Origin of the sequence: Enterobacter sp. RIT418 (genome assembly GCF_003057745.1) — a bacterium.
Lineage (GTDB): Bacteria > Pseudomonadota > Gammaproteobacteria > Enterobacterales > Enterobacteriaceae > Enterobacter.
In genome coordinates this window covers 354,423-381,142 of sequence record NZ_QBJD02000001.1, presented here as the reverse complement: position 1 = coordinate 381,142, position 26,720 = coordinate 354,423, and the positions used below count along the sequence as shown (strand labels likewise).

The following is a 26,720-nucleotide window of genomic DNA, read 5'->3' as shown; positions in this document are numbered from 1 at the left end:
TATGTCTATGAAAACGTTGAAATATTTTTCCACCCTGATGGTACTTGCTCTGGCGCTGATCGCGGGCTGGTGGCTGTGGAATTATTATATGCAGTCTCCCTGGACGCGCGACGGCAAAATCCGCGCGGAGCAGGTCAGCATAACGCCTCAGGTATCAGGCAGTATCACCTCGCTTCTGGTGAAGGATAACCAGTTTGTTAAGCAGGGGGATGTCCTGTTTCGTATCGACGAAACGCCTTTCCATATCGCGGTTCTCAACGCGCAGGCCCAGCTCGCTAAGGCCCAGTCCGATCTGGCGAAAGCCAATAACGAGGCCAACCGCCGCCGTCATTTATCGCAAAACTACATTTCCGCAGAAGATTTAGACACCGCAAACATTAACGTGAAGGCGATGCAGGCCAGCGTCAACGTGGCAGAAGCCACGCTCAAGCAGGCCGAGTGGCAGCTGACGCAAACGGTGGTGAAGGCCCCGGTTGACGGCTGGGTAACAAACCTTTCAACGCGCGTGGGCAACTATGCGACCACGGGGCAGCCGGTCTTCGCGCTGGTGGACAGCCACTCTTTCCACGTGGTGGGCTATTTCGAAGAGACCAAGCTGCGCCACATTCAGCAAGGCGCCCCTGCCACCATTACGCTCTATAGCGGCTCGCAAACGTTACAGGGTCACGTTTCCAGTATTGGTCGCGCCATTTACGACCAGAGCGTTGAAACGGATTCAGGCCTCGTCCCCGACATCAAACCGAACGTGCCGTGGGTGCGTCTGGCGCAGCGCATCCCGGTGCGGGTCGAATTTGATAAGCTGCCGGAGGCCATTACGCTGGTCTCCGGGACAACCTGTACCGTTTCCATCGGTACGCCTTGATGAACCTACAGGCCTTTTCCTGGCGCAATACGCCGTGGCTTAAAGCGACGCGCCCCCAGTGGCGCTATGCGCTGCGTAACGGCATTGCGATGTGCCTTGCGCTGACCGTCGCCTACTACCTCAACCTGGATCAGCCCTACTGGGCAATGACCTCTGCGGCGGTCGTGAGCTTCCCCACCGTCGGCGGCGTGATCAGTAAAAGCCTGGGGCGCGTCGCCGGTAGCCTGCTGGGAGCTACGGCGGCGCTGATTATTGCGGGACATACCCTCAACGATCCGTGGCTATTCTTATTGAGCATGGCGGCCTGGCTGGGGTTCTGCACCTGGGCCTGCGCCCATTTTACCAATAACGTCGCCTACGCCTTTCAGCTGGCGGGCTACACCGCCGCGATCATCGCCTTTCCGGTGGTCAACGTGCTGGACACGACGGAACTGTGGGACATTGCGCAGGCCCGCGTTTGTGAGGTGATCGTCGGTATCCTGAGCGGCGGCGTGATGATGATGGTACTGCCCAGCACGTCCGATGGCACGGCGCTCATCACGGCCCTCAAAACGATGCATACCCGCCTGCTTGAGCACGCCAGCCTTCTCTGGCAGCCGGATACCAATGACGACATCCGCATTGCGCATGAGAAAGTCATCGCCCAGATCCTGACCATGAACCTTCTGCGCATCCAGGCCTTCTGGAGTCATTACCGCTTCCGTCGCCAGAACCGGCTGCTTAACTATCTGCTTCACCAGCAGCTGCGCATGACCAGCGCCATCTCCAGCCTGCGGCGCATGCTGCTCAGTTGGCCAACGCCTCCGGCGCAAACCCGAGAGGCGATCGATGCGCTCCTGGCCGCGCTCGCGCGCCCCGACGCGGACATCTACACCGTGGCGCGCATTATCGCCCCGCTCGCCCCTACGGACGAATACGACTACCGCCATCGCGCTTTCTGGCAGCGCCTGAACTATTTTTGCCGCCTCTATTTGCGCAGCAGCCGCTGGATAAAGGCCGTTGAGAACGCCACGCCGATAACGGAATTTGCGGTACCCGCCAGCCCTGCGCTAACGAGGCACACGGACTACATGGAGGCGTTGTGGAGCGGCTTTCGCACCTTTTGCGCGCTCACGCTCGTGGGCGCGTGGGCGATTACCACCCAGTGGGACGCCGGAAGCGCCGCGCTGACCCTGGCGGCCATCAGCTGCGTGCTCTACTCCGTCGCCGCGTCGCCGTTCAACTCCCTGACGCTGCTGCTGCGCACGCTGGTGCTGCTCTCGCTGTTCAGCTTCGTGGTGAAATTCGGACTGATGGTACAGATTAGCGACCTGTGGCAATTCCTGCTGTTTCTCTTCCCGCTGTTAACCACCATGCAGCTGCTGAAGCTGCAAATGCCAAAGCTGGCGGGGCTTTGGGGGCAGCTGATCGTCTTTATGGGCTCGTTCATCTCCGTCACCAACCCGCCGATTTATGATTACGCTGATTTCCTCAACGACAACCTGGCGAAGATCCTCGGCGTCGGGCTGGCGTGGCTGGCGTTTGCGGTCCTGCGCCCGGGCTCGGACGCCCGCAAGAGCCGACGCCATATTCGCGAGCTGCGCCGGGGCTTTGTCGATCAGCTCAGCCGTAAGCCCCACCTGAGCGAAAACGAGTATGAGTCGCTGGTTTATCATCACGTAAGCCAGCTCAACACCAGTCAGGACTCCCTGTCCCGCCGCTGGCTGCTGCGCTGGGGCGTAGTGCTGCTTAACTGCTCGCACGTGGTGTGGCAGCTGCGCGCCTGGGAAACGCGCTCAGACCCGCTTTCGCAGGTGCGTGATATCTGTATTGCATTGCTGAGAGACGTGATGAGCGAGCGCGGCGTTCAGCAGCGCCCGCTCAGCGCGACGCTTGCCGAACTGCAGCGAATTTGCGATAGCCTCGCGCGCCATCACCTTCCTGCCGCGCGCGATTTAGCGTCAATCGTCTGGCGGTTGCACTGCTCGCTGTCGCAGCTGGAACAGGCTCCGCCACCGGGAACGATTGGGGATCAGATCACCCCGCAGGCGTAGCGCGCCCCGCCGCCCCCGAGCGGTTTAGGGCTGTCGGACATATTGTCCCCGCCGACGTGGATCATCAGCGCTTTGCCTTTAACCTCATCCAGCTTTTTCAGCCGCGGAGCAACAACCGCATCCGTGGCCTTGCCGTCGTTATTGACCACCAGTACGGGCAGATCGCCAAGATGCCCCATGCCTTCCGGCCCTTCATGCTTGCCCGATTTTTGCGGATCGAGGTGGCCGCCCGCCGCTTCCGCCGCAGAGGCTTTGCCCTCCTTCATTGCGGGCTGACAGCTGCCTTTGGCGTGAACGTGAAAGCCATGCTCGCCGGGAGGACGTGCTTTGAGATTGGGCGAAAATTCCAGCCCTTTATCGGTTTCGGTGATGGTTACCGTCCCGATAGACTGGCCGATTCCCTGAGACGTGACGAGATTCATTTCTACTTCATCACTGGCCGCCTGCGCCCCTGCGCAAAAAGCCAATGCAACTACAGACAGAACAAAACGCTTCATGTGACCTCCCGGGTTATTTTTTAGCCTCTTAAGTGTATACCAGGGCCGAAGAACTCACCGGAAAGTCACCCTTTTTTAGATTACGGCACGTCGTAGCCCAGCGCAGCCTTGCGGATGCGGAACCACTGCTGGCGGGTCATCTGCAGCGCTTCCGCAGCCAGCGCGGAGCGGACGCGCTCAATTTTGCCGGAGCCAATGATAGGCAGCGGTTTTGACGGCAGGCGAAGGATCCAGGCATAAACCACCTGCTCGATGCTTTCGGCATTCAGCTCGCGCGCAACGGCCTCTAACTCATCGCGCAGCGGCTGGAACTCATCGTCATTGAACAGCCGGCCGCCGCCGAGGCACGACCAGGCCATCGGGCGAATGCGCAGCTGCTGCAGCTGGTCGAGCGTGCCGTCCAGCAGCAGCGGCTGATGTACAGGGGAGATTTCAACCTGGTTCGTCGCCAGCGTAAACGGCAGACGAGACTGGAGAAGCGCAAACTGGGCTGGCGTAAAGTTCGACACGCCGAAGTGCCGGACCTTGCCGCTCTGGTGCAGCTCAAGAAACGCCTGCGCAACCTCATCCGCGTCCATCAGCGGATCCGGGCGGTGAATGAGCAGCAGATCGATACGGTCGGTTGCCAGGTTCGCCAGCGACCGTTCGGCGCTCTCAATAATATGGTTGCGATCGGTAATGTAGTGGCCCAGCGCGTTTTCAGGCCTGGCCGTCGTAGCGATACCACACTTCGTCACGATCTCCATACGATCGCGAAGCGCAGGCGCTAGCCTGAGGGCTTCACCGAAGGCCGCCTCGCACTGATAGGCGCCATAAATATCGGCGTGGTCGACCGTCGTAATGCCCAGGTCGAGATGTTCTTCAATAAAGCTGGCAAGCTGTTGGGCGGACATGTTCCAGTCCATTAAACGCCAGTAGCCCATGACAAAACGTGAAAATTCCGGGCCCTGCGGGGCAAGGGTAATACGCTGAACCATTACATTTTCCTCAAGGAAGTCATGCCCTGAGTATACGCAATTAGCGGATTAAAACAGTGAGGGTTGCTGAGGTTCTTCGGTTTGATCGGCTTTGTTTGCGCGTAATTTACGCAACAGACGCTGCCGGCAGAGGCGAATCACCTCTTGCTTTTGCGTGTCGCTAAAGTTTTGCCAGTTAAAACGCTCCTCGCGGGTACGCATGCACCCGCGGCAGTAACCGCGCTCGTCAACCTGACAAATACCCCGGCACGGGCTCTGGATGGGGAAAAATTCCAGCTGCTCTGCCACAAATACCTCCAAAAGGCCAATATTCAACTACAGTGAAGACGCTAAATGGCCAGCATGCAAGAGGATTAGCACAGAATTATGGCATTAAGGTTTCACTAATCTTCCCTCCCTATACTGACGCTATCACTATAAAGAATGGTTTTTTTTGAAAATGTGGTCTATTAAAAAGTTACAGTGTAACGATACGAAATTCACTCTGGTTTGCGCCCTTTTCTTTACGGGGCTCAATGCGCTTTTCATTCAACGCAGCTGGGCGATCATCGCGCCATCGCAGCTGCATGACGTCCTTTTCGCCGCCTCGGTACCGCTGGTGCTGTTCTGCGGCTGGGTGGTTGTCTTTAGCCTGCTCAATATCCCGTATATTCGCAAGCCGCTGCTGATTGTGCTGACGATGGGATGCGCCGCAGCGACCTGGTTTATGTACGCCTACGGCGCGGTTATCGATCAGAACATGATGGTTAACGTCTTTGAGACCAACTCGCAGGAAGCCACCGCGCTGGTCACGCCGCAGATGATTCTGTGGATTGTGGGTGCGGGTCTGGTGCCCTCTGTAATGCTGGCGCTGACGCGCATTCGTACCGGTAAATGGTGGTACGCGCTGCTGACGCGCGTTGCCGCGATGCTGGGCGCGCTGCTGGTGATTATCCTTGTTGCCTCCGTATTCTATAAAGATTACGCGTCACTGTTTCGCAATAACAAGGCCATCGTCAAGATGGTGACCCCGGCGAACTACGTCAGCGCCCTCATGAAATACAGCAAAACGCGCTGGTTTGCCGGCGATCAAACGCTGGTGCGCATTGGGGAAGACGCCCATAAAGGCCCGCTGATTGCGGGCCAGCAGAAGAAAACCGTGCTGGTGCTGGTCGTGGGGGAAGCATCCCGCGCGGCGAACTATTCGCTGAACGGCTATGGGCGCGAAACGAATCCACAGCTGAAAAAACAGAACGTGATTAACTTCCCGCAGGCAACCTCCTGCGGCACCGAAACGGCCGTTTCCGTTCCGTGCATGTTCTCCGGGATGACGCGTCAGCATTACGATGCCGATCTTGCGCGTCACCAGGAAGGCCTGCTCGATGTGCTTAAGCACGCGGGCGTGAATCTTCTCTGGCGCGACAACGACGGCGGATGCAAAGGCGCCTGTGACCGTATCCCGCACACGGACATGACCCAGTGGAACCTGGATCAGTTCTGTAAGGATAAATCGTGCATTGACGACGTGAACTTCTATCGGCTGGACAACGTGCTGGACGGGCTTAAGCAGGATACGGTGCTGGTCATTCACCTGATGGGGAGCCACGGACCTGCCTACTATCGCCGCTACCCGGAGAACTTCCGCCGGTTCACGCCGACCTGCGATACCAACGAAATCCAGGATTGCGATCGCCAGGCGCTGATGAATACCTATGACAACACGATTCTGTACACCGACAGCATGGTCAGTCAAACCATCGATGCGCTGAAGGCGCGTCAGGGAAGCATGAATACCGCGCTGGTCTATCTGTCAGATCACGGTGAATCGCTGGGGGAAAGCGGTATCTACCTTCACGGTACGCCGTATATGCTGGCACCGGAGCAGCAAACGCATATTCCATTTATGTTCTGGCTGTCCCCGGACTATGCGAAAAACTTTGGCGTCAACGAGCAGTGCCTGCGCGACCGTGCAGCAAAAAATGCGGTTTCACAGGATAATCTGTTCTCCACCGTATTGGGAATGATGGACATAAAAACAAGCGTTTATCAGCAGCAGCTGGATATTCTGGCGCAATGTCGATCATAACGGGCTTGAATTAGACCGAATGGTCTATTAGAGTGACGGCATGAGCAGAAATACAGAACACGATACGCGCGAACATCTACTGGAAACCGGCGAGCGGCTCTGCATGCATCGCGGGTTTACCGGTATGGGACTGAGCGAGCTGTTAAAAACCGCTGAAGTGCCAAAGGGGTCGTTCTATCACTATTTTCGGTCCAAAGAGGCCTTCGGCGTGGCGATGCTGGAGCGGCACTATGCTGGCTACCACCAGCGCCTGGCCGTTCACTTTGCCCGCGGTGAAGGCAACTTCCGCGATCGCGTTCTGAACTACTATCAGGAGACGCTGACGCAGTTCTGTCAGCAGGGCATCATCAGCGGCTGCCTGACGGTAAAGCTTTCTGCCGAAGTCTGCGATCTTTCTGAAGATATGCGTACTGCCATGGATAAAGGCGCCAGCGGCGTGATTGCCCTTCTGGCGCAGGCGCTTGATAAAGGCCGCGAGGAGAAAACGCTCAGCTTCACGGGTGATCCCCTGACGCAGGCGCAGGTTTTGTACTCCCTTTGGCTGGGTGCAAACCTGCAGGCCAAAATTTCTCGCAGTGCCGTGCCGCTGGAAAGCGCGCTGGCACATGTAAAAAGCAGTATCACAGCGCCTCGCGTGTAGCAGGCGTTTTTATTTAATCCATTACTAGTCGACTGGTCTACTCAGGAGTCTTTATGTCCGCTGAAAAACTATTTACCCCACTGAAAGTGGGTGCCGTTACCGCGCCAAACCGCGTATTTATGGCTCCCCTTACCCGCCTGCGCAGCATCGAGCCGGGTGACATCCCTACGCCTCTGATGGGTGAATATTATCGCCAGCGCGCAAGCTCGGGCCTGATTATCACAGAAGCCACGCAAATTTCCGCACAGGCGAAAGGCTACGCTGGCGCGCCGGGGCTGCACAGCCCGGAACAGATCGCCGCGTGGAAAAAAATCACCGCGGGCGTGCATGCTGAAGACGGCCGTATTGCGGTTCAGCTGTGGCACACCGGCCGCATCTCACACAGCAGCATCCAGCCCGGCGGTCAAGCCCCGGTTTCCGCCTCTGCCCTGAGCGCGAATACCCGCACCTCCCTGCGCGATGAAAACGGCAACGCCATCCGCGTTGACACCTCTATGCCTCGCGCGCTGGAGCTGAACGAAATCCCCGGCATCGTTAATGATTTCCGCCAGGCGGTCGCAAACGCGCGCGAAGCCGGTTTCGACCTGATTGAGCTGCACTCCGCTCACGGCTACCTGCTGCACCAGTTCCTGTCACCGTCTTCTAACCATCGTACCGACCAGTACGGCGGCAGCGTTGAAAACCGCGCCCGCCTGGTGCTGGAAGTGGTGGATGCCGTTTGCCAGGAATGGAGCCCGGACCGCATCGGCATCCGCGTTTCTCCGATCGGCTCTTTCCAGAACGTGGATAACGGCCCGAATGAAGAAGCCGATGCGCTGTACCTGATTGAAGAGCTGGCAAAACGCGGCATCGCCTACCTGCACATGTCCGAGCCGGACTGGGCCGGCGGCCAGCCTTACACGGAAAGCTTCCGCCAGAAAGTGCGCGAGCGCTTCCACGGCGTGATCATCGGTGCCGGCGCTTATACGCCAGAGAAAGCGGAAGACCTGATTGGTAAAGGTCTCATCGACGCCGTGGCGTTCGGCCGAGACTACATTGCTAACCCGGATCTGGTTGCGCGCCTGCAGAAAAAAGCAGAGCTGAACCCACAGCGTCCGGAAAGCTTCTACGGCGGCGGCGCGGAAGGTTATACCGACTACCCTTCTCTGTAATCCCTGCCATAGTGATTGATAGCGGCGATGTTTCGCCGCTATACTCAAACATCGTTTCTGTTAAAAAAGTTAATCCATTCCACTGGTTAAGAGGAAATTATGCGCCTACTTCACACCATGCTGCGCGTTGGCGACCTGCAACGTTCCATCGAGTTCTACACCAACGTGCTGGGCATGAAGCTGCTGCGTACCAGCGAAAACCCGGAATACAAATATTCGCTGGCGTTCGTGGGCTACGGCCCGGAAAGCGAGGAAGCGGTTATCGAGCTGACCTATAACTGGGGCGTAGATAAGTACGAGCTGGGCACCGCGTACGGCCATATTGCGCTTGAAGTGGACAACGCTGCCGAGGCGTGCGAGCGCATCCGCAGCAACGGCGGCAACGTGACCCGCGAAGCCGGTCCGGTTAAGGGCGGCACCACCGTCATTGCCTTCGTTGAAGATCCGGACGGTTACAAAATCGAGCTGATTGAAGCCAAAGACGCCGGTCGCGGTCTGGGCAACTGATCCCGCAGGGCGCGCTATGCGCCCGTAGTTTTACTGCATCCCCTGTTAAAATTTGCCATAATACGCACTGCTTTTTTCCCCTTGTAAGAGACCCTGATGTCCGATAACGCTCAACTTACCGGTCTGTGCGACCGTTTTCGTGGTTTTTATCCCGTTGTCATTGATGTAGAAACAGCCGGATTTAACGCTAAAACCGATGCGCTGCTTGAGATTGCCGCCATCACGCTGAAGATGGATGAACAGGGCTGGCTTACACCGGACACCACGCTGCATTTTAACGTAGAACCTTTTGAAGGCGCAAACCTGCAGCCGGAAGCGCTGGCGTTTAACGGTATCGATCCGAAAAACCCGCTTCGCGGCGCGGTGAGCGAATATGATGCGCTTCACGCCATCTTCAAAATGGTGCGTAAAGGCATGAAGGACAACGACTGTAGCCGCGCCATCATGGTGGCCCACAATGCGACCTTCGACCACAGCTTTACGATGGCCGCCGCCGAGCGAGCGTCCCTGAAACGTAACCCCTTCCATCCGTTTGTGACCTTCGATACCGCCGCGCTCAGCGGGCTGGCGCTGGGACAGACGGTCCTGTCCAAGGCCTGCATTACGGCGGGCATCGAGTTTGACGGCACGCAGGCGCACTCGGCGCTCTACGACACCGAGCGCACCGCCGAGCTGTTCTGTGAGATAGTCAATCGCTGGAAGCGCCTGGGCGGTTGGCCGCTGCCGATGGGCGACAGCGAAGAATAAAAAAAAGCGACCTTTTCAGGTCGCTTTTTTATTTGAGCAGAAAATTATTCTGCGTCCGGCTCTTCGGTTTTGTACTTAGCCGCGGTCTCTTTGATCAGCTGCTGCAGTTCGCCACGCTGATACATTTCAATCAGGATGTCGCAGCCGCCAACCAGCTCGCCGTCAACCCACAGCTGCGGGAACGTCGGCCAGTTTGCGTATTTTGGCAGCTCGGCGCGGATATCCGGGTTTTGCAGGATATCAACATAAGCAAAACGCTCGCCACAGGCAGAGAGCGCCTGAACCGCTTGTGCAGAGAAACCGCAGCTTGGCAGCTTCGGAGAACCTTTCATGTACAGGAGAATCGGGTTTTCAGCGATCTGGCGCTGAATTTTTTCAATAGTGGTGCTCATATCTTGCTTCCTTAAACTTCTGTTACGGCAATCGTCTGACATTGTAGCGGTTCAGGCAGACATCGGAAAATAACATTTTAGTCACGTTATATATTTTAACGCGTGCGGCTATAAGTTGCATTGGAAATGTAGCTTAACCCTATTCCCTATAAGGTTTTGCTTAGGGAGTGACCAATAGTGCGACAGAACGGTGAATTTTTTTGCACTTGCTAACGAAACACATTTTTAGATTGAAAAATGCTATTAACTTATCTGCTTTATATAGATTAGAATCGACAGGTTTTGTAAATCACACGCGGGTATTATAGAAAGCCTGCATTTACCAGGGGACTGCCCAGTGGCGCGGATAAATAAAATCTCGATCACGCTCTGTGCTTTACTGTTTACCACTCTTTCTCTCACGCCAGCGGCGAACGCATCTCAGCAGGCGCGGCATTCTGCCGTACAAAAAACGCATCTGGCGAAAAGCACCGAACGTAAGAAAAAAACCAGCAGCAAAACAGCAAAGAAAAAAAACAGCACGCAAGCAAAGCAAACCGCATCCAGCAAGACCAGCGTCAAATCCTCCCGAACAGCTCAATCAAGCAAGCTTAAAGCGCAAAAAACCGCCGCCAACCTCACCACGGAAAAATGTACCGTCCGTAAAGGGCGTAAAACAAAATGCGTTAAATCCGCGAAGCTGGCCGACATACACAAGGTTCGCATGCAGAAAGCGCAAAAAACGGCGATGAATAAGCTGATGGGGCAAATCGGCAAACCGTACCGCTGGGGGGGGACCTCTCCGCGCACCGGCTTTGACTGCAGCGGCCTGGTCTATTATGCCTATAAAGATTTGGTGAAGTTCCGCATTCCGCGTACGGCGAATGAAATGTACCACCTGCGCGACGCATCTCCGGTTAACCGCGGCGAACTGGAAAACGGCGATCTGGTCTTCTTCCGCACCCAGGGACGCGGCACGGCGGACCACGTTGGCGTCTACGTCGGCAACGGTAAGTTTATTCAGTCACCGCGCAGCGGGCGCGACATTCAGATTACCTCGCTTAGCGAAGAGTATTGGGTCCGCCACTACGTCGGCGCACGCCGCGTTATGACGCCGAAAACGATCCGCTAAACCCTGCCCTGCCGCTCCGGCGGCAGGGTAAGTTCCTCTTTTGCATACCCTTTCAATTTGCTACTCTATCCCTGTTGTCTGTAAGGCTATTGGCAACGTAAAAACAATAAGGAGAGTAGCAATGTCGTTCGAATTACCTGCACTACCATATGCAAAAGACGCCCTGGCCCCGCACATTTCCGCGGAGACCCTGGAATACCACTACGGCAAACACCACCAGACCTACGTCACCAACCTGAATAACCTGATTAAGGGCACCGACTTTGAAGGCAAAACGCTGGAAGAGATCGTGCGCAGCTCAGAAGGCGGTATTTTCAATAACGCCGCGCAGGTATGGAACCACACCTTCTACTGGCACTGCCTGGCACCGAACGCAGGCGGAGAACCGACCGGCGAGCTGGCGAGCGCTATCACTTCGTCATTTGGCAGCTTCGCAGAGTTCAAAGCGAAGTTTACCGATGCCGCAGTGAAAAACTTCGGTTCCGGATGGACCTGGCTGGTAAAAGAGGCGGATGGCAAGCTGGCTATCGTATCGACTTCGAACGCCGGTACGCCGCTGACCACCAGCGCAGCGCCGCTGATGACCGTGGACGTGTGGGAGCACGCGTACTATATCGATTACCGTAACGCCCGTCCGAACTACCTGGAGCACTTCTGGGCGCTGGTAAACTGGGAATTTGTGGCGAAGAACTTCGCCGCATAAATCACACGCAGAAGGGACCGCCCTTCTGCGTTTTTATTTAATCTACGGCGCAGGCCGTTTCCGGCTGTTTACGACCGGACATCAGCACCAGCAGCAGCCCCAGGGCCGCGATGATCGCGCCCATCACCGGCACAAAGCCGTATCCCAGACCACCTGAAATCACCGCCCCTCCCGCTGCGGCACCTAGCGCATTCCCCAGATTAAACGCCCCGATATTCACCGAAGACGACAGCCCCGGCGCCTCGTGCGCAACGCGCATCACGCGCATCTGCAGCGGCGGAACGACCGCAAAGGTCGCGGCTCCCCAAACGACCATTGCCACGGCGGCACCCGCCTGGCTTTGCGCGAGCCACGGTATGGCCACCATGATGGCAATCAGCAGAGTTAAAAAGCCCTTCAGGGTTCCGCTGACCGAACGGTCGGCAAGCCTGCCGCCGAGATAGTTGCCGATGGAAAAGCCCACGCCAATCAATACCAGCATCGCCGTAACGAACGCCGGCGTCGCACGGGTGATATCGTGCAGGACGGGGGCAATATAGGTGTAAAGCGTGAACATGGCGCCCGCGCCCAGCACCGTGGTGAGCAGCGCGGAAAGCACCTGCGGGCGCGCTAGTACCGACAGCTCTTTGCGCACCTCTGGCCGCTCGCCCGCCCCGCCCTTCGGCAGCGAGAAGAACAGCGCCACCATGGCGACCACGCCCAGTCCGGCCGTCGCTAAGAAGGACATTCGCCAGCCAATCGCTTCGCCAAGCCATGTCGCAGCCGGTACGCCGCCAATGTTCGCAATCGTCAGCCCCATAAACATGGTGGCGACCGCGCTGGCCTGCTTGTGCTTAGGCACAACGCTTGCGGCTACAACGGAGCCCAGGCCGAAGAACGCGCCGTGGTTAAGGCTCGTCAGAATGCGTGACAGCATCAGCGTGGTGTAATCGGGTGCAATCGCCGACAGCACGTTGCCGAGAGTGAAGATAGCCATCAGGAAAATCAGCGCGTTGCGGCGCCCGCGATGGGAAAGCAGCAGCGTCATCAGCGGAGCCCCGACCATTACGCCGATCGCGTAGGCGCTAATCAGCATCCCCGCCGCCGGGATCGAGACGTCCACGCCCCGGGCGATAACGGGTAAGAGCCCCATCGGGGAAAATTCAGTGGTGCCGATCCCAAACGCGCCAATGGCGAGGGCCAGCAGGGGAAAATTGATTTTCATGCGTTTACTCCGGATGCCGCGTCATAGCACGACACAGAACAAAGAAGTCAAAAGCATGACATCAATCACAAAAAATGAGAAGTTAACAATTTGGCAAAAGATTTTTGCCACAGAAGTAACAATCTAGAGACGAGCAGGAGGGAGAGGACTCTCCCCCCCTCAAAATCAGTGCAGTGCAGCCGTCAGCCCGCCGGCAACAATCAGCGCCAGCACAATAACGGTGGTCATCAGCGAAAACTTAAGATCGGAACTCATCAATTTTTCTCCTTTTAATCCCCACACGGAAAGTGAGCTTGCTCATTTTTGCACAGTTTACGTCAAAAATCTTCCCGGATTTAAAATGATAACCACTTTTGCTCTTCCCCTTTTCCTCAAGATAGGACAAAATTCCACGCTAAATTTATTAGCGTACCGGCCATTGACCCCCTCCTGACGTCCTGTGTCGTTTTCCCGGCGTGTCGCAATTCAACATTGCGTAATAAGGGTGAGAGAAGGCAAACGTTTACCTCCCCATTTTTCAGGATATTAGGATAGGGTCTGGAGTGACATTTAATGGCAACAATTAAAGACGTAGCAAAACGCGCAAACGTTTCCACTACAACCGTATCACATGTTATTAACAAAACCCGCTTCGTGGCGGAAGAGACGCGCAACGCCGTCTGGGCCGCGATCAAAGAACTGCACTATTCACCGAGTGCGGTTGCGCGCAGCCTGAAGGTTAATCACACCAAGTCTATCGGCCTGTTGGCGACCAGCAGCGAAGCGGCCTACTTTGCCGAAATTATTGAAGCCGTTGAGAAAAACTGCTTCCAGAAAGGCTATACCCTCATTCTGGGCAACGCGTGGAACAATATTGAAAAACAGCGCGCCTATCTGTCGATGATGGCGCAAAAGCGCGTAGATGGCCTGCTGGTCATGTGCTCCGAGTACCCGGAGTCCGTTCTCTCCATGCTGGAAGAGTATCGCCATATTCCGATGGTGGTCATGGACTGGGGCGAAGCGCGTGCCGATTTCACCGACTCGGTTATCGATAACGCCTTTGAAGGCGGCTATATGGCAGGGCGCTATTTGATCGAGCGCGGCCACCGCGATATCGGCGTCATCCCGGGCCCGCTGGAGCGCAACACCGGCGCGGGACGCCTGGCCGGGTTCATGAAAGCCATGGAAGAAGCGCTGATTAACGTGCCGGAAAACTGGATAGTTCAGGGCGACTTTGAGCCGGAATCCGGCTACCGCGCGATGCAGCAGATCGTCTCCCAGCAGCACCGCCCTACCGCCGTCTTCTGCGGCGGCGACATTATGGCGATGGGCGCGCTCTGTGCGGCAGACGAGCTCGGCCTGCGCGTGCCGCAGGACATTTCGGTGATCGGGTATGACAACGTGCGCAACGCGCGCTTCTTCACCCCGGCGCTGACGACCATTCACCAGCCGAAAGACTCGCTGGGCGAAACGGCGTTTAACATGCTGATGGACAGGATCGTCAGCAAGCGCGAAGAGTCGCAGTCAATTGAGGTTCACCCTCGCCTGATTGAGCGCCGCTCCGTTGCGGACGGTCCTTTCCGCGACTACCGCCGTTAAACCTCTTCGGGGCCAGCTACGCTGGCTCCCGCAGCCACTCCCTGTTCAGCGTTTCGCTATCTCCCAGATACTCCAGCAGCCAGGCCATGGCGGGCGAGACGTCATTTTGCTGCCAGGTCAGGCAGCACGCCGCGTCAGGAAAGGGATTTTCCAGCGCCAGGGCAACCCACTCTCCGGCGTCAATTCGCGGACGCGCAAAGTGGACGGGCACCATACCCACGCACAGCCCCGCGCTCAGGCAGGTTGCTGAAGAGTCCCAGTCGGGCGCCACCACGCGCCGCTGGTTGTCCAGCAGCCAGGTAATACGCTTGGGCAGCGATCGCGACGTATCTTCCAGCACCAGCGACGGCCAGTTGCGCAACGCGTCATCGCTCAGCGGTCCTTCCATCGCCGCCAGCGGATGATGGCGCGCGACCACGCAGATCCAGCTCAGCATGCCCATGTCCCGAAAGGCGTAGCGCCCGCCCACGGGGATTGCCTGGGTCGCGCCGATAGCCATCTCTACCCTGCCGTCCGCCAGCGCGTCCCATACGCCGTTGAACACCTCCTGCGATACCCTAAGCTCGACGTCCGAGAAGTGACGGTAGAAATCGACGATCATCTGCCGCGTGCGCTCCGGCCTGACGATGTTATCTACGGCGATGGAGAGATGCCCGCGCCAGCCGTTGGCAATCTGCTGGCACTGTTCGCGGGTGATCTGCATTTTTTTGATAACAGAACGCCCTTCTTTCAAAAACCACGCCCCAGCTGGCGTCAGTTCCACATCCCGATGCCGTCGCTCAAAGAGCGGAACGGCGAGCCACTCCTCCAGCTGCCGAACCGTATAGCTTATCGCCGAGGGGACGCGATGCAGCTCCTGTGCGGCACCGCTAAAGCTGCCGTTGCGCGCAACGGCATCAATCACTTCAAGAGAATAATCTGACCACATTTTCTGCCTGCAAAATTTTTGATTGCAACAGCCAAATATTAGCGTTTCACAAGCTGCTTTGCACTCCCTACACTCTTCGCCACCGTATACCTGCCTCCTTGAGGAGAAAAAAGAGTGCAACCCAGGAAAGGATTTTTAGTCTGGCTCGGCGGCCTGAGCGTGCTGGGCTTTTTAGCGACCGACATGTATTTGCCCGCGTTTGCCGCCATGCAGGAAGATCTGCAAACGCCTGCTGCCGCCATCAGCGCGAGCCTGAGCCTGTTCCTGGCAGGCTTTGCCTTCGCACAGCTGCTGTGGGGGCCCCTCTCCGACCGCTTTGGCCGCAAGCCGGTTCTGCTGCTCGGCCTGGCCATTTTCGCCGTCGGCTGTTTGGGCATGCTGTGGGTGCGCGATGCCGCCTGGCTGCTGGTGCTTCGCTTCATTCAGGCGGTGGGCGTTTGCGCCGCGGCGGTGACCTGGCAGGCGCTGGTGACCGATTACTATCCAGCGTCGCGCACGAACCGAATTTTTGCCACCATCATGCCGCTGGTTGGCCTTTCGCCTGCCCTGGCCCCGCTGCTGGGCAGCTGGATCCTGGCGCATTTTGACTGGCAGGCGATTTTTGCCACGCTGTTTGCGATTACGCTGGTACTGATGCTGCCCGCCTTCGCGCTTAAGCCCGCGCATAAAAAAATAGAGCACGCTGACGCGAAGCCGATCACCTTCATCTCCCTGCTGAAGGCCAAAGCTTACCGCGGCAACGTACTGATCTACGCCGCCTGCTCCGCAAGCTTCTTTGCCTGGCTGACCGGCTCGCCGTTTATTCTGCACGATATGGGCTATAGCCCAGCGGCGATTGGCCTAAGCTATGTCCCACAGACCATCGCTTTCCTGGTCGGCGGCTACGGCTGTCGCGCCGCGCTGCAAAAATGGGAAGGCCAGCAGATGCTGCCGTGGCTGCTGGTGCTGTACGCCCTTAGCGTCGTTGGAACCTGGGCAGTAGGCTTTATCCCCGGGGCGGGGCTGGCAGAAATTTTGATTCCGTTCTGCGTTATGGCGGTCGCTAACGGCGCCATTTACCCTATCGTGGTGGCCCAGGCATTGCGCCCGTTCCCTCATGCTACGGGTCGCGCAGCCGCATTGCAAAACACCCTGCAGCTGGGCCTGTGCTTCCTGGCAAGCCTCGTGGTCTCCGCGCTGATTGCTACGCCACTGCTGACCACCACCAGCGTGATGCTGGCAACGGTTCTTCTGGCTGGCGTGGGCTACCGGATGCAATCTTCAGCGCAAACCGTTCAGGATGAGCGCAGCGAAGCTGAGCGTTCGCATGCCTAATCGCGGCCGTAATTATGTTAGGCATCAGTGATTAGGTTGCTAAGAATTTTATATTGAATCAGCCATTTTTGAGGCCTATACTAAATTTGGTTCAATAAACACGATAAATATTAAGCGTTAACGGGAGCCGGAGTGCTCCCGTTTTACCATGGAAGGCTTTTCGGCAAGGGCTATCTCCCTTCCTCTGTTCTACGTCGGATACTAGCCTCGCGGGATTAACCGTGAGATTTCTCACAAACCATAAAAAGCGTCTACGCTGTTTGAAGGTTCTGATCACAGCAAGGTGATGGAGAAGCTATGAGTTCATCGTGTATAGAAGAAGTCAGCGTTCCGGACGATAACTGGTCCCGGATCGTCAGTGAACTGTTGGGTCGAGCCGGCATTACGATTAACGGACCGTCTCCTGCGGACCCACAGGTCAAACATCCCGATTTTTTTAAACGCGTGCTGCAGGAAGGGTCTCTCGGCCTGGGCGAAAGCTATATGGACGGCTGGTGGGAGTGCGAGCGCCTGGACGTGTTCTTCACCAGCGTGCTGCGCGCGGGGCTGGAAAAACAGCTTCCGCATCATCTCAAAGACACGCTGCGCATCGCATCTGCGCGTTTGTTCAACCTGCAAAGCAAGAAGCGCGCGTGGATCGTTGGCAAAGAGCATTACGATCTTGGCAACGATCTGTTTAGCCGCATGCTGGACCCGCTGATGCAATACTCCTGCGGCTACTGGAAAAAGGCCACCACCCTGGAAGAGGCCCAACAGGATAAGCTCCGTTTGATCTGCGAAAAACTGCAGCTCCAGCCCGGCATGCGCGTGCTGGATATCGGCTGCGGCTGGGGCGGGCTTGCCTGGTTTATGGCGAAACACTATGGCGTGAGCGTTGTAGGCGTGACCATCTCTGCTGAACAGCGGAAAATGGCGCAGGAACGGTGCCAGGATCTGGACGTGGATATTCGCCTTCAGGACTATCGCGACCTCAACGAGCAGTTCGATCGCATTGTTTCCGTCGGGATGTTCGAGCATGTAGGGCCGAAAAATTATGATACCTATTTCACCGTTGCCGACCGTAACCTCAAGCCGGACGGCATCTTCCTGCTCCACACCATCGGCTCAAAGCGGACCGACAATAACGTCGACCCGTGGATCAATAAGTACATATTCCCTAACGGCTGTTTACCCTCTGTCCGCCATATTGCGAACGCCAGCGAGCCGCATTTCCTTGTCGAAGACTGGCATAATTTCGGTGCGGATTACGACACCACGCTGATGGCCTGGTACGCACGCTTCCTGGCCGCGTGGCCGGACATTGCCGACAACTATTCCGAACGCTTTAAACGGATGTTCACCTATTATCTGAACGCCTGCGCGGGTGCTTTCCGCGCGCGCGATATTCAGCTCTGGCAGGTGGTGTTTAGCCGCGGAATTGAGAACGGGCTTCGCGTCGCGCGATAAAAAAATAACCCCGGCTCGCCGGGGTTATTTTTATTCGTCTTCTGCCGCTTTTATTATCGCCGCCTCTTTTGCGGCCAGCACGCGCTCAACGGTATCAACCACCGCCTGGGTTTGCGGATCGATTTCAATATTTACCCGATGGCCCAGTTTTTTCGCGCCCAGCGTCGTGCGCTGCAGCGTTTCGGGGATCAGATGTACGCAAAAACGCGTTGGCGTCACTTCACCGACCGTCAGGCTAATCCCATCAATGCCAATAAATCCTTTATACAGGATGTATTTCATGAGGGCCGGGTCCTGCACTTTAAACCAGATTTGGCGGTTATTTTCTGAGGTCACAATCTTCGCTACCTCAGCGGTAGTCATAATATGGCCGGACATCAAATGCCCGCCAATCTCATCGCTGAATTTCGCCGCGCGCTCAACGTTGACAACGTCACCCACCGCCAGCTCGCCGAGGTTGGTGATGCGCAGCGTCTCTTTCATTAAATCGAAGCTAATCTGATTGCCGTTTATTTCGGTCACCGTCAGGCAACAGCCGTTATGCGCAATCGAGGCACCGGTTTCAATGCCGTCCAGCATATATTCCGGAAGCTCGACCACGTGGGTACGAAAATTAGGTTTTTCATCAATAGACACCACTTTCGCAGTGCCCTGCACAATACCAGTAAACATGCCTACAGCTCCTGTTCATTTCTTACGGTGGCGACACCGTTTAATCTCACCACAATAACAGTTGGAAAAAGAGGTTGCCAGCGAAGCGCATTTTCTGGCGATTTTTTCACTAGATAATTAGTTAAACCCCGCTACAATAGCTGGCATCTCCCTTCATTTTCTTCTTGCTGCCAGTTTCGGCGGCTTTTTTGTCTCTCAAATAACAACAATACAAAGGTGTTCACGTGCAGAAGTACATGATTGAAGCGCGTCAATTATTGGCACTGGCGATACCCGTGATCGTCGCGCAGGTCGCTCAGACCGCAATGGGATTTGTGGATACGGTGATGGCGGGTGGCTATAGCGCCACTGATATGGCCGCCGTCGCGATTGGTACCTCTATCTGGCTGCCGGCGATCCTGTTCGGTCACGGCCTGCTGCTGGCCCTAACCCCGGTCATCGCGCAGCTTAACGGTTCTGGCCGTCGCGATCGCATCGCCCATCAGGTTCGCCAGGGCTTTTGGCTCGCGGGTTTTGTGTCAATTCTGATCATGGTCGTGCTGTGGAACGCGGGCCACATCATCCGCGCGATGCACAACATCGATCCTGTCCTGGCCGACAAAGCCGTCGGCTATCTTCGCGCGCTGCTCTGGGGCGCCCCGGGCTACCTCTTTTTCCAGGTCGCGCGTAACCAGTGCGAGGGGCTGGCGAAAACCAAGCCGGGCATGGTGATGGGCTTTATCGGCCTGCTGGTCAACATTCCGGTAAACTACGTCTTTATCTATGGCCACTTCGGCATGCCGGAGCTGGGCGGCGTAGGCTGTGGCGTGGCAACGGCAGCGGTTTACTGGGTGATGTTCTTCAGCATGATTACGTTCGTGAAGCGCGCGCGATCAATGCGCGATATTCGCAACGCGACGAGATTCAGCACGCCGGACTGGAACGTGATGACGCGGCTCATCCAGCTCGGCCTGCCCATTGCGCTGGCGCTGTTTTTTGAAGTCACGCTGTTTGCCGTGGTGGCACTGCTCGTCTCCCCGCTGGGGATTATTGACGTGGCTGGACACCAGATTGCACTCAACTTCAGCTCGCTGATGTTCGTTCTGCCGATGTCGCTGGCCGCCGCGGTGACGATCCGGGTGGGCTTCCGCCTGGGACAGGGCTCCACGCTGGATGCGCAAACCGCCGCGCGGACCGGGCTGGGCGTCGGGGTGTGCATGGCCGTCTGCACGGCGCTATTTACCGTTACGCTACGCGAGCAAATCGCCCTGCTCTACAACGACAATCCGCAGGTGGTATTGCTTGCGTCTCACCTGATGCTGCTGGCGGCGGTCTACCAGATATCGGACTCTATCCAGGTCATCGGCAGCGGCGTGCTGCGCGGGTATAAAGATACGCGCTCCATCTTCTTTATCACCTTCATCGCCTACTGGGTGCTCGGCCTGCCGACGGGCTACGTGCTGGCGCTGACCGATCTGGTGGTGGACCGCATGGGGCCGGCCGGATTCTGGATGGGCTTTATCATCGGCCTGACCTCGGCGGCCATCATGATGATGCTGCGGATGCGCTTCCTGCAGCGTCAGCCGTCCACGGTGATTTTGCAGCGCGCTGCGCGTTAATCAGGCGGTAGCCGCCTGCTGGCGGCTACTTTCTCTACACTTTGCGCGGTAATGAAGCAATCGCGTGAAATCAGAGAGAAAATTGCATTTTCCCTCTTGCCTCAGCCGGGCTGTGCCGCTAATATTCGTCCCCGTTGTCGCCGACAACACGTTGCGTTCATAGCTCAGTTGGTTAGAGCACCACCTTGACATGGTGGGGGTCGTTGGTTCGAGTCCAATTGAACGCACCATTTTGCGTCTGTAGCTCAGTTGGTTAGAGCACCACCTTGACATGGTGGGGGTCGATGGTTCGAGTCCATTCAGACGCACCATTCTATTTCTTCTCTGTATTCCTTCCTATTTTCAATACGAAAATTCATTAAAACAACCACGCGTCTTGCGATTTCTGCTTATACATTCGTTACTCACTCAAGCCGTGAGCTTTCGATCTCCAGCGTAAAAAAGGAATTTCTATGCTTATTCGCCCCACCACTCCCTCCGATTCAGAACCCTTACTCGCGATGTTAGAAGCGAGCGGACAGTTCGATCGTGAAGGGCTCTTGCATGTGCAGGACACGCTTGATACCTACTTTTCTGGTAAATCGGATGAAATATGGTTTAGCGCAGACCAGCAAGGTCTGGTGGGTGTTGCCTATTGCGCCCCCGAAGTGATGACCAACAGCGTCTGGAACTTACTGATGCTATGGATCTGCCCTTCCCGCCAGCGGCAGGGTATCGGACAGGCCCTGATCGACGAGGTTGAAAAGGAGTTGAGAAATAAGCAGGCAAGGCTGCTGCTGGTTGAGACCTCCAGCCTTGACGATTTTAGCGCGGCCCGCGCGTTTTACGGTAAGCAAGGTTTTATCAATGAGGCGAGAATACGTCACTACTATGCTCCTAATGAAGATAAAGTGATCTTCACAAAAGCGCTGCAGGCGTAAGATAAACCTCAACAGGACAATAAGCGCCAGCAGACTGGCGCTCACCGTTCGCGTCGGTCCTCTCGTTAATATCCGAATTCTCCCCGCATTCCAAACCCTGAAGCCGTCACCTGCTACGCTTATCGTATGGAAAAAAACGCAGGGAGACTGTCGATGAAGAAAATCGCCATTATCGGCTCCGGCCCGACCGGGATTTACACCTTTTATTCCCTTCTGAAAACTAAAATCCCTCTGGCCGTTTCCGTTTTTGAACAGGCTGACGAAGCCGGCGTGGGCATGCCCTACAGCGATGATGAAAACGCGCGCTTTATGCTGGCCAATATTGCCAGTATTGAAATACCCCCACTGTTCATCACGTACCTTGACTGGCTCAGGCGCCAGGACCAAGCCTATCTTGCGCGCTTCAAGGTCGATAAAGCCAGCCTGCACGATCGCCAGTTTTTGCCGCGGCTGCTGCTGGGAGAATACTTTCGCGACGGCTTTTTAACCCTTGTTAAAGAAGCCAAAACGCAGGGGTTTGAGGTCAATGTCCATGAATCCGCTCGGGTCACCGACATTGACGCGGCGCCAGAAGGCGTAATGCTCTCGGTCAACGGTAAGCCGCATCCTGCGCGGTTTGACCGGGTTGTCGTCGCCACGGGGCACGTCTGGCCGGATGAAGATGAAGCCACGCGCAGCTTCTTTCCAAGCCCCTGGTCCGGGCTCATGGACGCGCGCATCCCCGCCTGCCGCGTCGGCATTATGGGCACCTCCCTGAGCGGGCTGGATGCCGCGATGGCGGTGGTGATGCAGCACGGTCATTTCGCTGACCAACAGTTTATTCTTGATAAAGGCAGCGAGGCGTTACGTATCGTCCTGATGTCCCGAACGGGAATTCTGCCTGAGGCGGATTTTTACTGTCCTATCCCCTATGAGCCGCTCTCGATTTTGACTGAATCTGCCGTCGAGTCTGAAATCGCCAAAGGCGCAGACGGGCTCCTCGATCGCGTTTTTGCACTGATGGTGAAAGAGCTGGAACTGGCCGACCCCGAGTGGTGTCAGGCGATCTCGCTGCACGACCTGAATGCGGACAACCTGCTGGAGGCCTGGTACGAGGATCGCAAACGGCACGGCCCGTTTACCTGGGCAGAAGAGAACCTGAAAGAGGTCGAGCGCAACAAGCGCGAGCGGCGCACGGTGGCGTGGCGCTACGCCGTGCTTCGGCTGCACGACGTGGTATCAGAGATTGTCCCTGCGCTGAACGAGCGCGACAGGGCGCGGTTCCAGGCGGGGCTGGCGCGCGTGTTTATTGATAACTATGCAGCGATCCCACCGCAGTCTATTCGCCGACTGCTGGCGCTACGCGAGGCGGGCATCGTGAGCGTCGCCGCCCTGGGGGACGACTATGATATGGACATCGGTAGCGGTCAAACGGTAATCACCCATCACGGCCACACCCTGCGCTTCGACGTTTTTATCGACGCCCGCGGGCAGAAGCCGCTTAAAACGAAAGATCTGCCTTTCCCCACGCTGCGCAAACAGCTGATGGAAACGGGCGATGACATACCGGACGTCAGCGCAGACTATACGTTAAGAAGCCCCGAATCGATTCGTGGACGCATTGCATTTGGTGCCATTCCGTGGCTCATGCACGACCACCCCTTCGTACAGGGGATCATCGAATGCGCGGAGATAGGGGACGCTATCGCGAAAGGAGTGCATCAGCCTGCTGCTGGGGCACGCAGAAAGCTGCCGTGGGTGGAGGGCTGACGGGCTTCCCTGCCCTCGGCGTGCGTTACTCGAAGAACACGCCAGGATTTTCAGACAGGGAGATAAAGGTTTTTGTCTCTTTGTCCAGCGCGCGAATCTCGCCGCTTTCAATGTCGTATACCCAGCCGTGCAGGCGGATGGCGTTGTTGCGAAGGCCTACCGCAACGGACGGGTGAGTTTTGATGTTGCTCAGCTGGGCAAATACGTTTTCCTGCACCATCGCGTTCACTTTGTCGATCGGCTTCTCCCACGCTTTCTTCTCAACGACCGCTTTCGCCGCGTCGGCGTAGCGCAGCCAGTGGGAGACGGCGGGCATCGGGCCCAGGTCAGCGTCGTCAGCGATCGCTTTCATCGCGCCGCAGTTAGAGTGGCCGCAGATGACGATATCGGTCACGCCCAGCGCCACAACGGCGTATTCAATCGTTGCGGAAACGCCGCCCGGCTCAGGCCCGAAAGGCGGCACGATGTTGCCAGCATTGCGAATGACAAAGAGCTGTCCTGGCTCCTGCTGCGTCACCAGCTCTGGAACCAGGCGGCTGTCGGAGCAGGAAATAAACAACGCTTTGGGATTCTGGCTGGACGCCAGGCTGCGGAAGAGCTCTTTACGTTGCGGGAAAATCTCTTTTTGAAAGCTGAGAAAACCTTCAATGATATGTTGCATAGCAATATCTCTTTTATCTGTTTTAGTTTAGACATGATCGAGATCACGCTCTTAAAGTTTACCCACCACGCTTTACTTCATACAAGCAATATATTTCTGGCCCGACCGGCGCACGATCTCGCTAGCCTCCGCGAGGATATTCTGACCTTCAAACGCGCCGTAGAGACGCGCGTACGCTCTGCCCTCAAGCCGCGCCGTCACCTGCTCCACCGTGCGCGCGGGCAGCGGGAGCATGTTCGGATAGCTCCACATAAACGAGACGGCATCCTTCCCCGGCGTCACCTGCAGAATATCGCCCGCCAGCAGCACGCCCTCGCCCTTCTGCCAGTGAAGCACCGTTCCACCCGCGAAATGGCCCCCGAGCCGCAGCAGCGTTACCGCAGGCAGGATATCCAGCGCATCGCCCTCCCAGAAGCGGATCGCCGGGCTTTCGCGCATCACCCACTCGCGATCGCTGGCGTGGAGATAAACGGGAGCATCGAACGCGTCTGCCCAGTCCTGCAGCGTGGTGTAATAGTGCGGATGCGAAATGGCGATAGCGCTGATGCCGCCCAGCGCCGCGATCAGCATTTTGGTTGCCGCATCCAGGTTGGCGATGCAGTCCCACAGCACGTTGCCGTTCGGGGTGCGTAAAAGCAGCGCGCGCTGGTTGATGGCAAACGCGGGCACGGTTTTGAGGCTAAACAAATCTGGCTCAAGCTGTTGCCATTTGTTGGCGTGGGTCGCGGTTACGGTTTCAAAATCGGTCCACGCCTGACCGGTGGCCGGAACGTACTGGCGTTCATCCTCGCAAATGGGGCAGCGGTCAGGCTGATGGTCGTAGGAGGTCCCGCAGGTTTTACACAGAATAATCATCGGCTTTCCTCAGCGCTAAATCACTGAGTATGGCAGGGATTATCCTTATGTGCTGCGAGGTACATTGTCTCCGTTTTTTCCCCTATACTGTGCCGGTATCAAAAACTGAATATAGCGGGTGTACTATGGAAATTGATCTCGATAACCTGGTCTTTAGCGGCCTGGACGAAGCAGAAGAGCGTAACGCGGAACGTCTGGAAGACGCAGACAAGAAAGCTCAGGCGGTTATCGCCGACGACGACTGCGGCGATGCCTGCAAAATCTAAAGAAAAAGCACCGGTTACCGGTGCTTTTTTTTCGCCTCACCTCCGCTGGCTTTAAATTTCAGGCGTCTTTTGGAACCCAGACAGCATCAGAATCAGGCTTTCTGGAGATGAGGCCGGCTCGAACTGATAATGATTCCCCTGACGATCGCCGCCGATGTACCATGAGATTTGCGTTTTCCCCTGCGCCAGCGCCTTGCGCACGGCCTTATCGACATCGACCATCCGGTATTCACGCTTGTGGTTGAGGTACAGCACGGCATCGGATTTATAGCTACAGGCCGGACGGGCATTCCAGCTCACGCTGGTCGGATCCCAGTCGCTGCTGGCCGGATAGAAGAAGATCTGGTCGGCCCCGTCGGTTTCCACTTTCCCACCGTAGATACGCACGCGATATTTAAATAGCGACGGATCCTGTCCGGCAGGCAGCGCGGGGATCTTGAATTTCACCAGCGACAGGGTTTCGCCGTTTTTCGTGCGCCCGCCGTTTTGCCAGTTATCCTCCACCAGCAGACTCTGCGCGTTCGCGTGAGAGGCGTCTGGTTCCCGGCTGCTTAGCCAGACGTTCGCCTTCGCTTTTTCATAGCCGTAAGGAACGGTCGTGCCGCAGTCCATCCCGCGGTTCATGCACAGGTCGGTCATAAACCGGGCCGCGTCCTCCGTCCAGCCGTTCATAAAGTCGGCGTGCGCCGTATACAGGCTGCCCCAGCGCTCCTCGCGTTCGTCGCCGTGCATCAGCGGATCGAGCGAAAGCTGGGCTTTGCCGGTATCCAGCGATGATATCATCGGCAGCACGTAGGCAACGTTCATATTCACGGTCGGGATTTTCACCGGAAATGCGTCCGGACACACGCCTTTAACGTCGTAGGTAGCGTTGGCGAGGCCGTGAGCGGGCTTGAGGTTAACGCCGTCCCAGCAGTTCGGGAACTGAATGCCGATATTAAACTGCACCGCGTCTTTTGCCTTACGCAGCCCGCATACCTCCCCCACTTTGGAGGTGTAGCCTTTGCCGTTCGCGCACAAAAACGTGATATGCGGGTTTGGCGCCGTCCCGTGGTGATCCCCCGCCAGCAGCGCCAGCCCGGCCGGGAAAGGCGTTAGCGGCGCGGTATCCACGTGAGACGCCTGATAGTAGGTTTTCTGATAGGCCGGTTTTACCACCGTGCCGTCGGGCAGGCGCAGCGACGGCGCCCAGTAGGCGGAGCTGTCGGCTTTGTTGTCGCAGGTGGTGCGTTCAAGCCTGCGCAGGCTTTCCCGGGTGGAATCGGCATCGGTATGGGCATTGCCAAAGAAGTCGTGCAGCATGGCATGGTTGGGCATGCCATACATCATGATGGCGTCATCGCCGAGGGTATGGGAGTAGCCGCACACCACGTGGGCCTGCGGCGCGGCGTGTGCCGCCTGCATAGCAAACAGTAAAACCGGGCACGCGAGCGCGGTAGTTAGCATGGTCCGTTTCATCATTTTCTCCATGATATGAAAGGACACATTGGTAACAAAAGCGCATCAACTCTCCGAGTCGTTCATTGCCTCATTTTCCGTTTAAAAAGACTTTACACCGACGGCAGACCTCTCGTTCCAGCCAGCGCAGGATAAGCAAATGGCCGCAGGGCCTACCCGGCCAGCGCTTTCACCACCGTTTCCATCGCCTGGGTGGTGAGTTCGCTGCGTTTAATCCGCTGGTTTGCCAGCGCGGTCCGCACCACGCCCGCAATCACGATATGCTTTGGCTCCTGGCCTAAATCGCGCATCTCCAGCACCACCTTGCCAACGACCCGGCACATCTCCTGATACAGCGCTTCGTCTTTCGTTACATTGCCCATTGCCATCGCTCCATTGCCCGAAAA

At 56.9% G+C, this 26,720-nt stretch carries 28 protein-coding genes and 2 tRNA genes; 18 read left to right on the top strand and 12 right to left on the bottom strand.

Annotated features, from left to right (window positions below; genetic code table 11):
- Position 1 precedes the first annotated feature (1 nt).
- Together DBY73_RS01925 and DBY73_RS01920 are read left to right on the top strand one after the other, a co-directional pair.
- Complete coding sequence (locus DBY73_RS01925; protein ID WP_112009528.1) at positions 2–862, top strand: HlyD family secretion protein; 861 nt, start codon at positions 2–4, stop codon at positions 860–862.
- The gene (locus tag DBY73_RS01920; RefSeq protein ID WP_112009527.1) at positions 862–2,895 is read left to right on the top strand and encodes an FUSC family protein; all 2,034 of its coding nucleotides are present in this window, start codon (positions 862–864) and stop codon (positions 2,893–2,895) included. The genes DBY73_RS01925 and DBY73_RS01920 overlap by 1 nt, the downstream gene beginning before the upstream one ends.
- On the opposite strand, the gene sodC is transcribed toward DBY73_RS01920, so the two are convergent.
- From sodC to DBY73_RS01905, 3 genes are all read right to left on the bottom strand, one after another.
- Positions 2,874–3,392 carry a superoxide dismutase [Cu-Zn] SodC gene (gene sodC / locus DBY73_RS01915; RefSeq protein ID WP_112009526.1) on the bottom strand — a complete coding sequence of 173 codons (519 nt, stop codon included), beginning with the start codon at positions 3,390–3,392 and terminating at the stop codon, positions 2,874–2,876. The two genes, DBY73_RS01920 and sodC, sit on opposite strands and share 22 nt — an antisense overlap.
- Before the next feature lie 80 nt (positions 3,393–3,472).
- On the bottom strand, positions 3,473–4,369 hold the full coding sequence (locus DBY73_RS01910) for an aldo/keto reductase family oxidoreductase (protein ID WP_112009525.1): 897 nt from the start codon (positions 4,367–4,369) through the stop codon (positions 3,473–3,475).
- Between the two features lie 48 nt (positions 4,370–4,417).
- The gene (locus DBY73_RS01905; protein WP_112009524.1) at positions 4,418–4,657 is read right to left on the bottom strand and encodes a DUF1289 domain-containing protein; all 240 of its coding nucleotides are present in this window, start codon (positions 4,655–4,657) and stop codon (positions 4,418–4,420) included.
- A gap of 151 nt (positions 4,658–4,808) precedes the next feature.
- Here DBY73_RS01905 and eptA point away from each other — a divergent pair, with 151 nt between their 5' ends.
- From eptA to rnt, 5 genes are all read left to right on the top strand, one after another.
- Positions 4,809–6,434: a phosphoethanolamine transferase EptA gene (gene eptA, locus DBY73_RS01900; RefSeq protein WP_112009523.1), complete on the top strand. Its 1,626-nt coding sequence runs from the start codon at positions 4,809–4,811 to the stop codon at positions 6,432–6,434.
- A gap of 40 nt (positions 6,435–6,474) precedes the next feature.
- On the top strand, positions 6,475–7,074 hold the full coding sequence (locus tag DBY73_RS01895) for a TetR/AcrR family transcriptional regulator (protein ID WP_112009522.1): 600 nt from the start codon (positions 6,475–6,477) through the stop codon (positions 7,072–7,074).
- A 53-nt stretch (positions 7,075–7,127) separates the two neighbouring features.
- Complete coding sequence (locus DBY73_RS01890) at positions 7,128–8,225, top strand: alkene reductase (protein WP_112009521.1); 1,098 nt, start codon at positions 7,128–7,130, stop codon at positions 8,223–8,225.
- A gap of 99 nt (positions 8,226–8,324) precedes the next feature.
- Complete coding sequence (gloA, locus tag DBY73_RS01885; RefSeq protein WP_112009520.1) at positions 8,325–8,732, top strand: lactoylglutathione lyase; 408 nt, start codon at positions 8,325–8,327, stop codon at positions 8,730–8,732.
- A 96-nt stretch (positions 8,733–8,828) separates the two neighbouring features.
- The gene (gene rnt / locus DBY73_RS01880) at positions 8,829–9,479 is read left to right on the top strand and encodes a ribonuclease T (protein ID WP_112009519.1); all 651 of its coding nucleotides are present in this window, start codon (positions 8,829–8,831) and stop codon (positions 9,477–9,479) included.
- 44 nt (positions 9,480–9,523) lie between these two features.
- Here the strand turns inward: rnt and grxD are convergent, their stop codons facing one another.
- Positions 9,524–9,871: a monothiol glutaredoxin 4 gene (gene grxD / locus DBY73_RS01875; RefSeq protein WP_003832760.1), complete on the bottom strand. Its 348-nt coding sequence runs from the start codon at positions 9,869–9,871 to the stop codon at positions 9,524–9,526.
- Between the two features lie 337 nt (positions 9,872–10,208).
- Here grxD and DBY73_RS01870 point away from each other — a divergent pair, with 337 nt between their 5' ends.
- Both DBY73_RS01870 and sodB read left to right on the top strand, forming a co-directional pair.
- Positions 10,209–10,982 carry a C40 family peptidase gene (locus tag DBY73_RS01870; protein WP_112009518.1) on the top strand — a complete coding sequence of 258 codons (774 nt, stop codon included), beginning with the start codon at positions 10,209–10,211 and terminating at the stop codon, positions 10,980–10,982.
- A 121-nt stretch (positions 10,983–11,103) separates the two neighbouring features.
- Entirely contained in the window at positions 11,104–11,685 is a 582-nt protein-coding gene (sodB, locus tag DBY73_RS01865; protein WP_112009517.1) for a superoxide dismutase [Fe], read from the top strand.
- A 37-nt stretch (positions 11,686–11,722) separates the two neighbouring features.
- Here the strand turns inward: sodB and DBY73_RS01860 are convergent, their stop codons facing one another.
- Positions 11,723–12,889, bottom strand: a complete 1,167-nt coding sequence (locus DBY73_RS01860) for an MFS transporter (RefSeq protein WP_112009516.1) — start codon at positions 12,887–12,889, stop codon at positions 11,723–11,725.
- A gap of 165 nt (positions 12,890–13,054) precedes the next feature.
- On the bottom strand, positions 13,055–13,144 hold the full coding sequence (locus DBY73_RS01855; protein WP_112009515.1) for a YnhF family membrane protein: 90 nt from the start codon (positions 13,142–13,144) through the stop codon (positions 13,055–13,057).
- 297 nt (positions 13,145–13,441) lie between these two features.
- Here DBY73_RS01855 and purR point away from each other — a divergent pair, with 297 nt between their 5' ends.
- Positions 13,442–14,467 (top strand): HTH-type transcriptional repressor PurR, encoded by a 1,026-nt coding sequence (gene purR, locus DBY73_RS01845; RefSeq protein ID WP_112009514.1) that lies wholly within the window; start codon positions 13,442–13,444, stop codon positions 14,465–14,467.
- Positions 14,468–14,483: 16 nt separating this feature from the next.
- On the opposite strand, the gene punR is transcribed toward purR, so the two are convergent.
- Positions 14,484–15,395, bottom strand: coding sequence for a DNA-binding transcriptional activator PunR (punR, locus tag DBY73_RS01840; RefSeq protein ID WP_112009513.1), 912 nt, complete (start codon positions 15,393–15,395; stop codon positions 14,484–14,486).
- 114 nt (positions 15,396–15,509) lie between these two features.
- On the opposite strand from punR, the gene punC reads away from it, so the two are divergent.
- Together punC and cfa are read left to right on the top strand one after the other, a co-directional pair.
- The gene (punC, locus tag DBY73_RS01835) at positions 15,510–16,709 is read left to right on the top strand and encodes a purine nucleoside transporter PunC (protein ID WP_112009512.1); all 1,200 of its coding nucleotides are present in this window, start codon (positions 15,510–15,512) and stop codon (positions 16,707–16,709) included.
- Between the two features lie 297 nt (positions 16,710–17,006).
- A complete protein-coding gene (gene cfa, locus DBY73_RS01830; protein WP_112009511.1) occupies positions 17,007–18,155 on the top strand; it encodes a cyclopropane fatty acyl phospholipid synthase in 1,149 nt (382 codons plus the stop codon).
- A gap of 30 nt (positions 18,156–18,185) precedes the next feature.
- Here the strand turns inward: cfa and DBY73_RS01825 are convergent, their stop codons facing one another.
- Positions 18,186–18,827, bottom strand: a complete 642-nt coding sequence (locus tag DBY73_RS01825; RefSeq protein WP_112009510.1) for a riboflavin synthase subunit alpha — start codon at positions 18,825–18,827, stop codon at positions 18,186–18,188.
- Positions 18,828–19,051: 224 nt separating this feature from the next.
- Between DBY73_RS01825 and mdtK the strand changes: the two genes are divergently transcribed.
- From mdtK to DBY73_RS01800, 5 genes are all read left to right on the top strand, one after another.
- Positions 19,052–20,425: an MdtK family multidrug efflux MATE transporter gene (gene mdtK, locus DBY73_RS01820; RefSeq protein ID WP_112009509.1), complete on the top strand. Its 1,374-nt coding sequence runs from the start codon at positions 19,052–19,054 to the stop codon at positions 20,423–20,425.
- A 153-nt stretch (positions 20,426–20,578) separates the two neighbouring features.
- Positions 20,579–20,655 (top strand) — tRNA-Val (locus DBY73_RS01815).
- Between the two features lie 4 nt (positions 20,656–20,659).
- A tRNA-Val gene (locus DBY73_RS01810) sits at positions 20,660–20,736 on the top strand.
- A gap of 141 nt (positions 20,737–20,877) precedes the next feature.
- On the top strand, positions 20,878–21,345 hold the full coding sequence (locus DBY73_RS01805) for a GNAT family N-acetyltransferase (protein ID WP_112009508.1): 468 nt from the start codon (positions 20,878–20,880) through the stop codon (positions 21,343–21,345).
- Between the two features lie 153 nt (positions 21,346–21,498).
- On the top strand, positions 21,499–23,094 hold the full coding sequence (locus DBY73_RS01800) for an FAD-NAD(P)-binding protein (RefSeq protein ID WP_112009507.1): 1,596 nt from the start codon (positions 21,499–21,501) through the stop codon (positions 23,092–23,094).
- A 25-nt stretch (positions 23,095–23,119) separates the two neighbouring features.
- Here the strand turns inward: DBY73_RS01800 and DBY73_RS01795 are convergent, their stop codons facing one another.
- Together DBY73_RS01795 and DBY73_RS01790 are read right to left on the bottom strand one after the other, a co-directional pair.
- A complete protein-coding gene (locus tag DBY73_RS01795) occupies positions 23,120–23,755 on the bottom strand; it encodes a carbonic anhydrase (RefSeq protein ID WP_112009506.1) in 636 nt (211 codons plus the stop codon).
- Between the two features lie 72 nt (positions 23,756–23,827).
- Positions 23,828–24,610 (bottom strand): MBL fold metallo-hydrolase, encoded by a 783-nt coding sequence (locus DBY73_RS01790; protein ID WP_112009505.1) that lies wholly within the window; start codon positions 24,608–24,610, stop codon positions 23,828–23,830.
- 125 nt (positions 24,611–24,735) lie between these two features.
- Between DBY73_RS01790 and DBY73_RS01785 the strand changes: the two genes are divergently transcribed.
- Positions 24,736–24,876, top strand: coding sequence for a hypothetical protein (locus DBY73_RS01785; RefSeq protein ID WP_112009504.1), 141 nt, complete (start codon positions 24,736–24,738; stop codon positions 24,874–24,876).
- A gap of 51 nt (positions 24,877–24,927) precedes the next feature.
- On the opposite strand, the gene DBY73_RS01780 is transcribed toward DBY73_RS01785, so the two are convergent.
- A complete protein-coding gene (locus DBY73_RS01780; protein WP_112009503.1) occupies positions 24,928–26,334 on the bottom strand; it encodes a DUF1996 domain-containing protein in 1,407 nt (468 codons plus the stop codon).
- 152 nt (positions 26,335–26,486) lie between these two features.
- Entirely contained in the window at positions 26,487–26,696 is a 210-nt protein-coding gene (gene fumD / locus DBY73_RS01775) for a fumarate hydratase FumD (RefSeq protein WP_112009502.1), read from the bottom strand.
- Positions 26,697–26,720 lie beyond the last annotated feature (24 nt).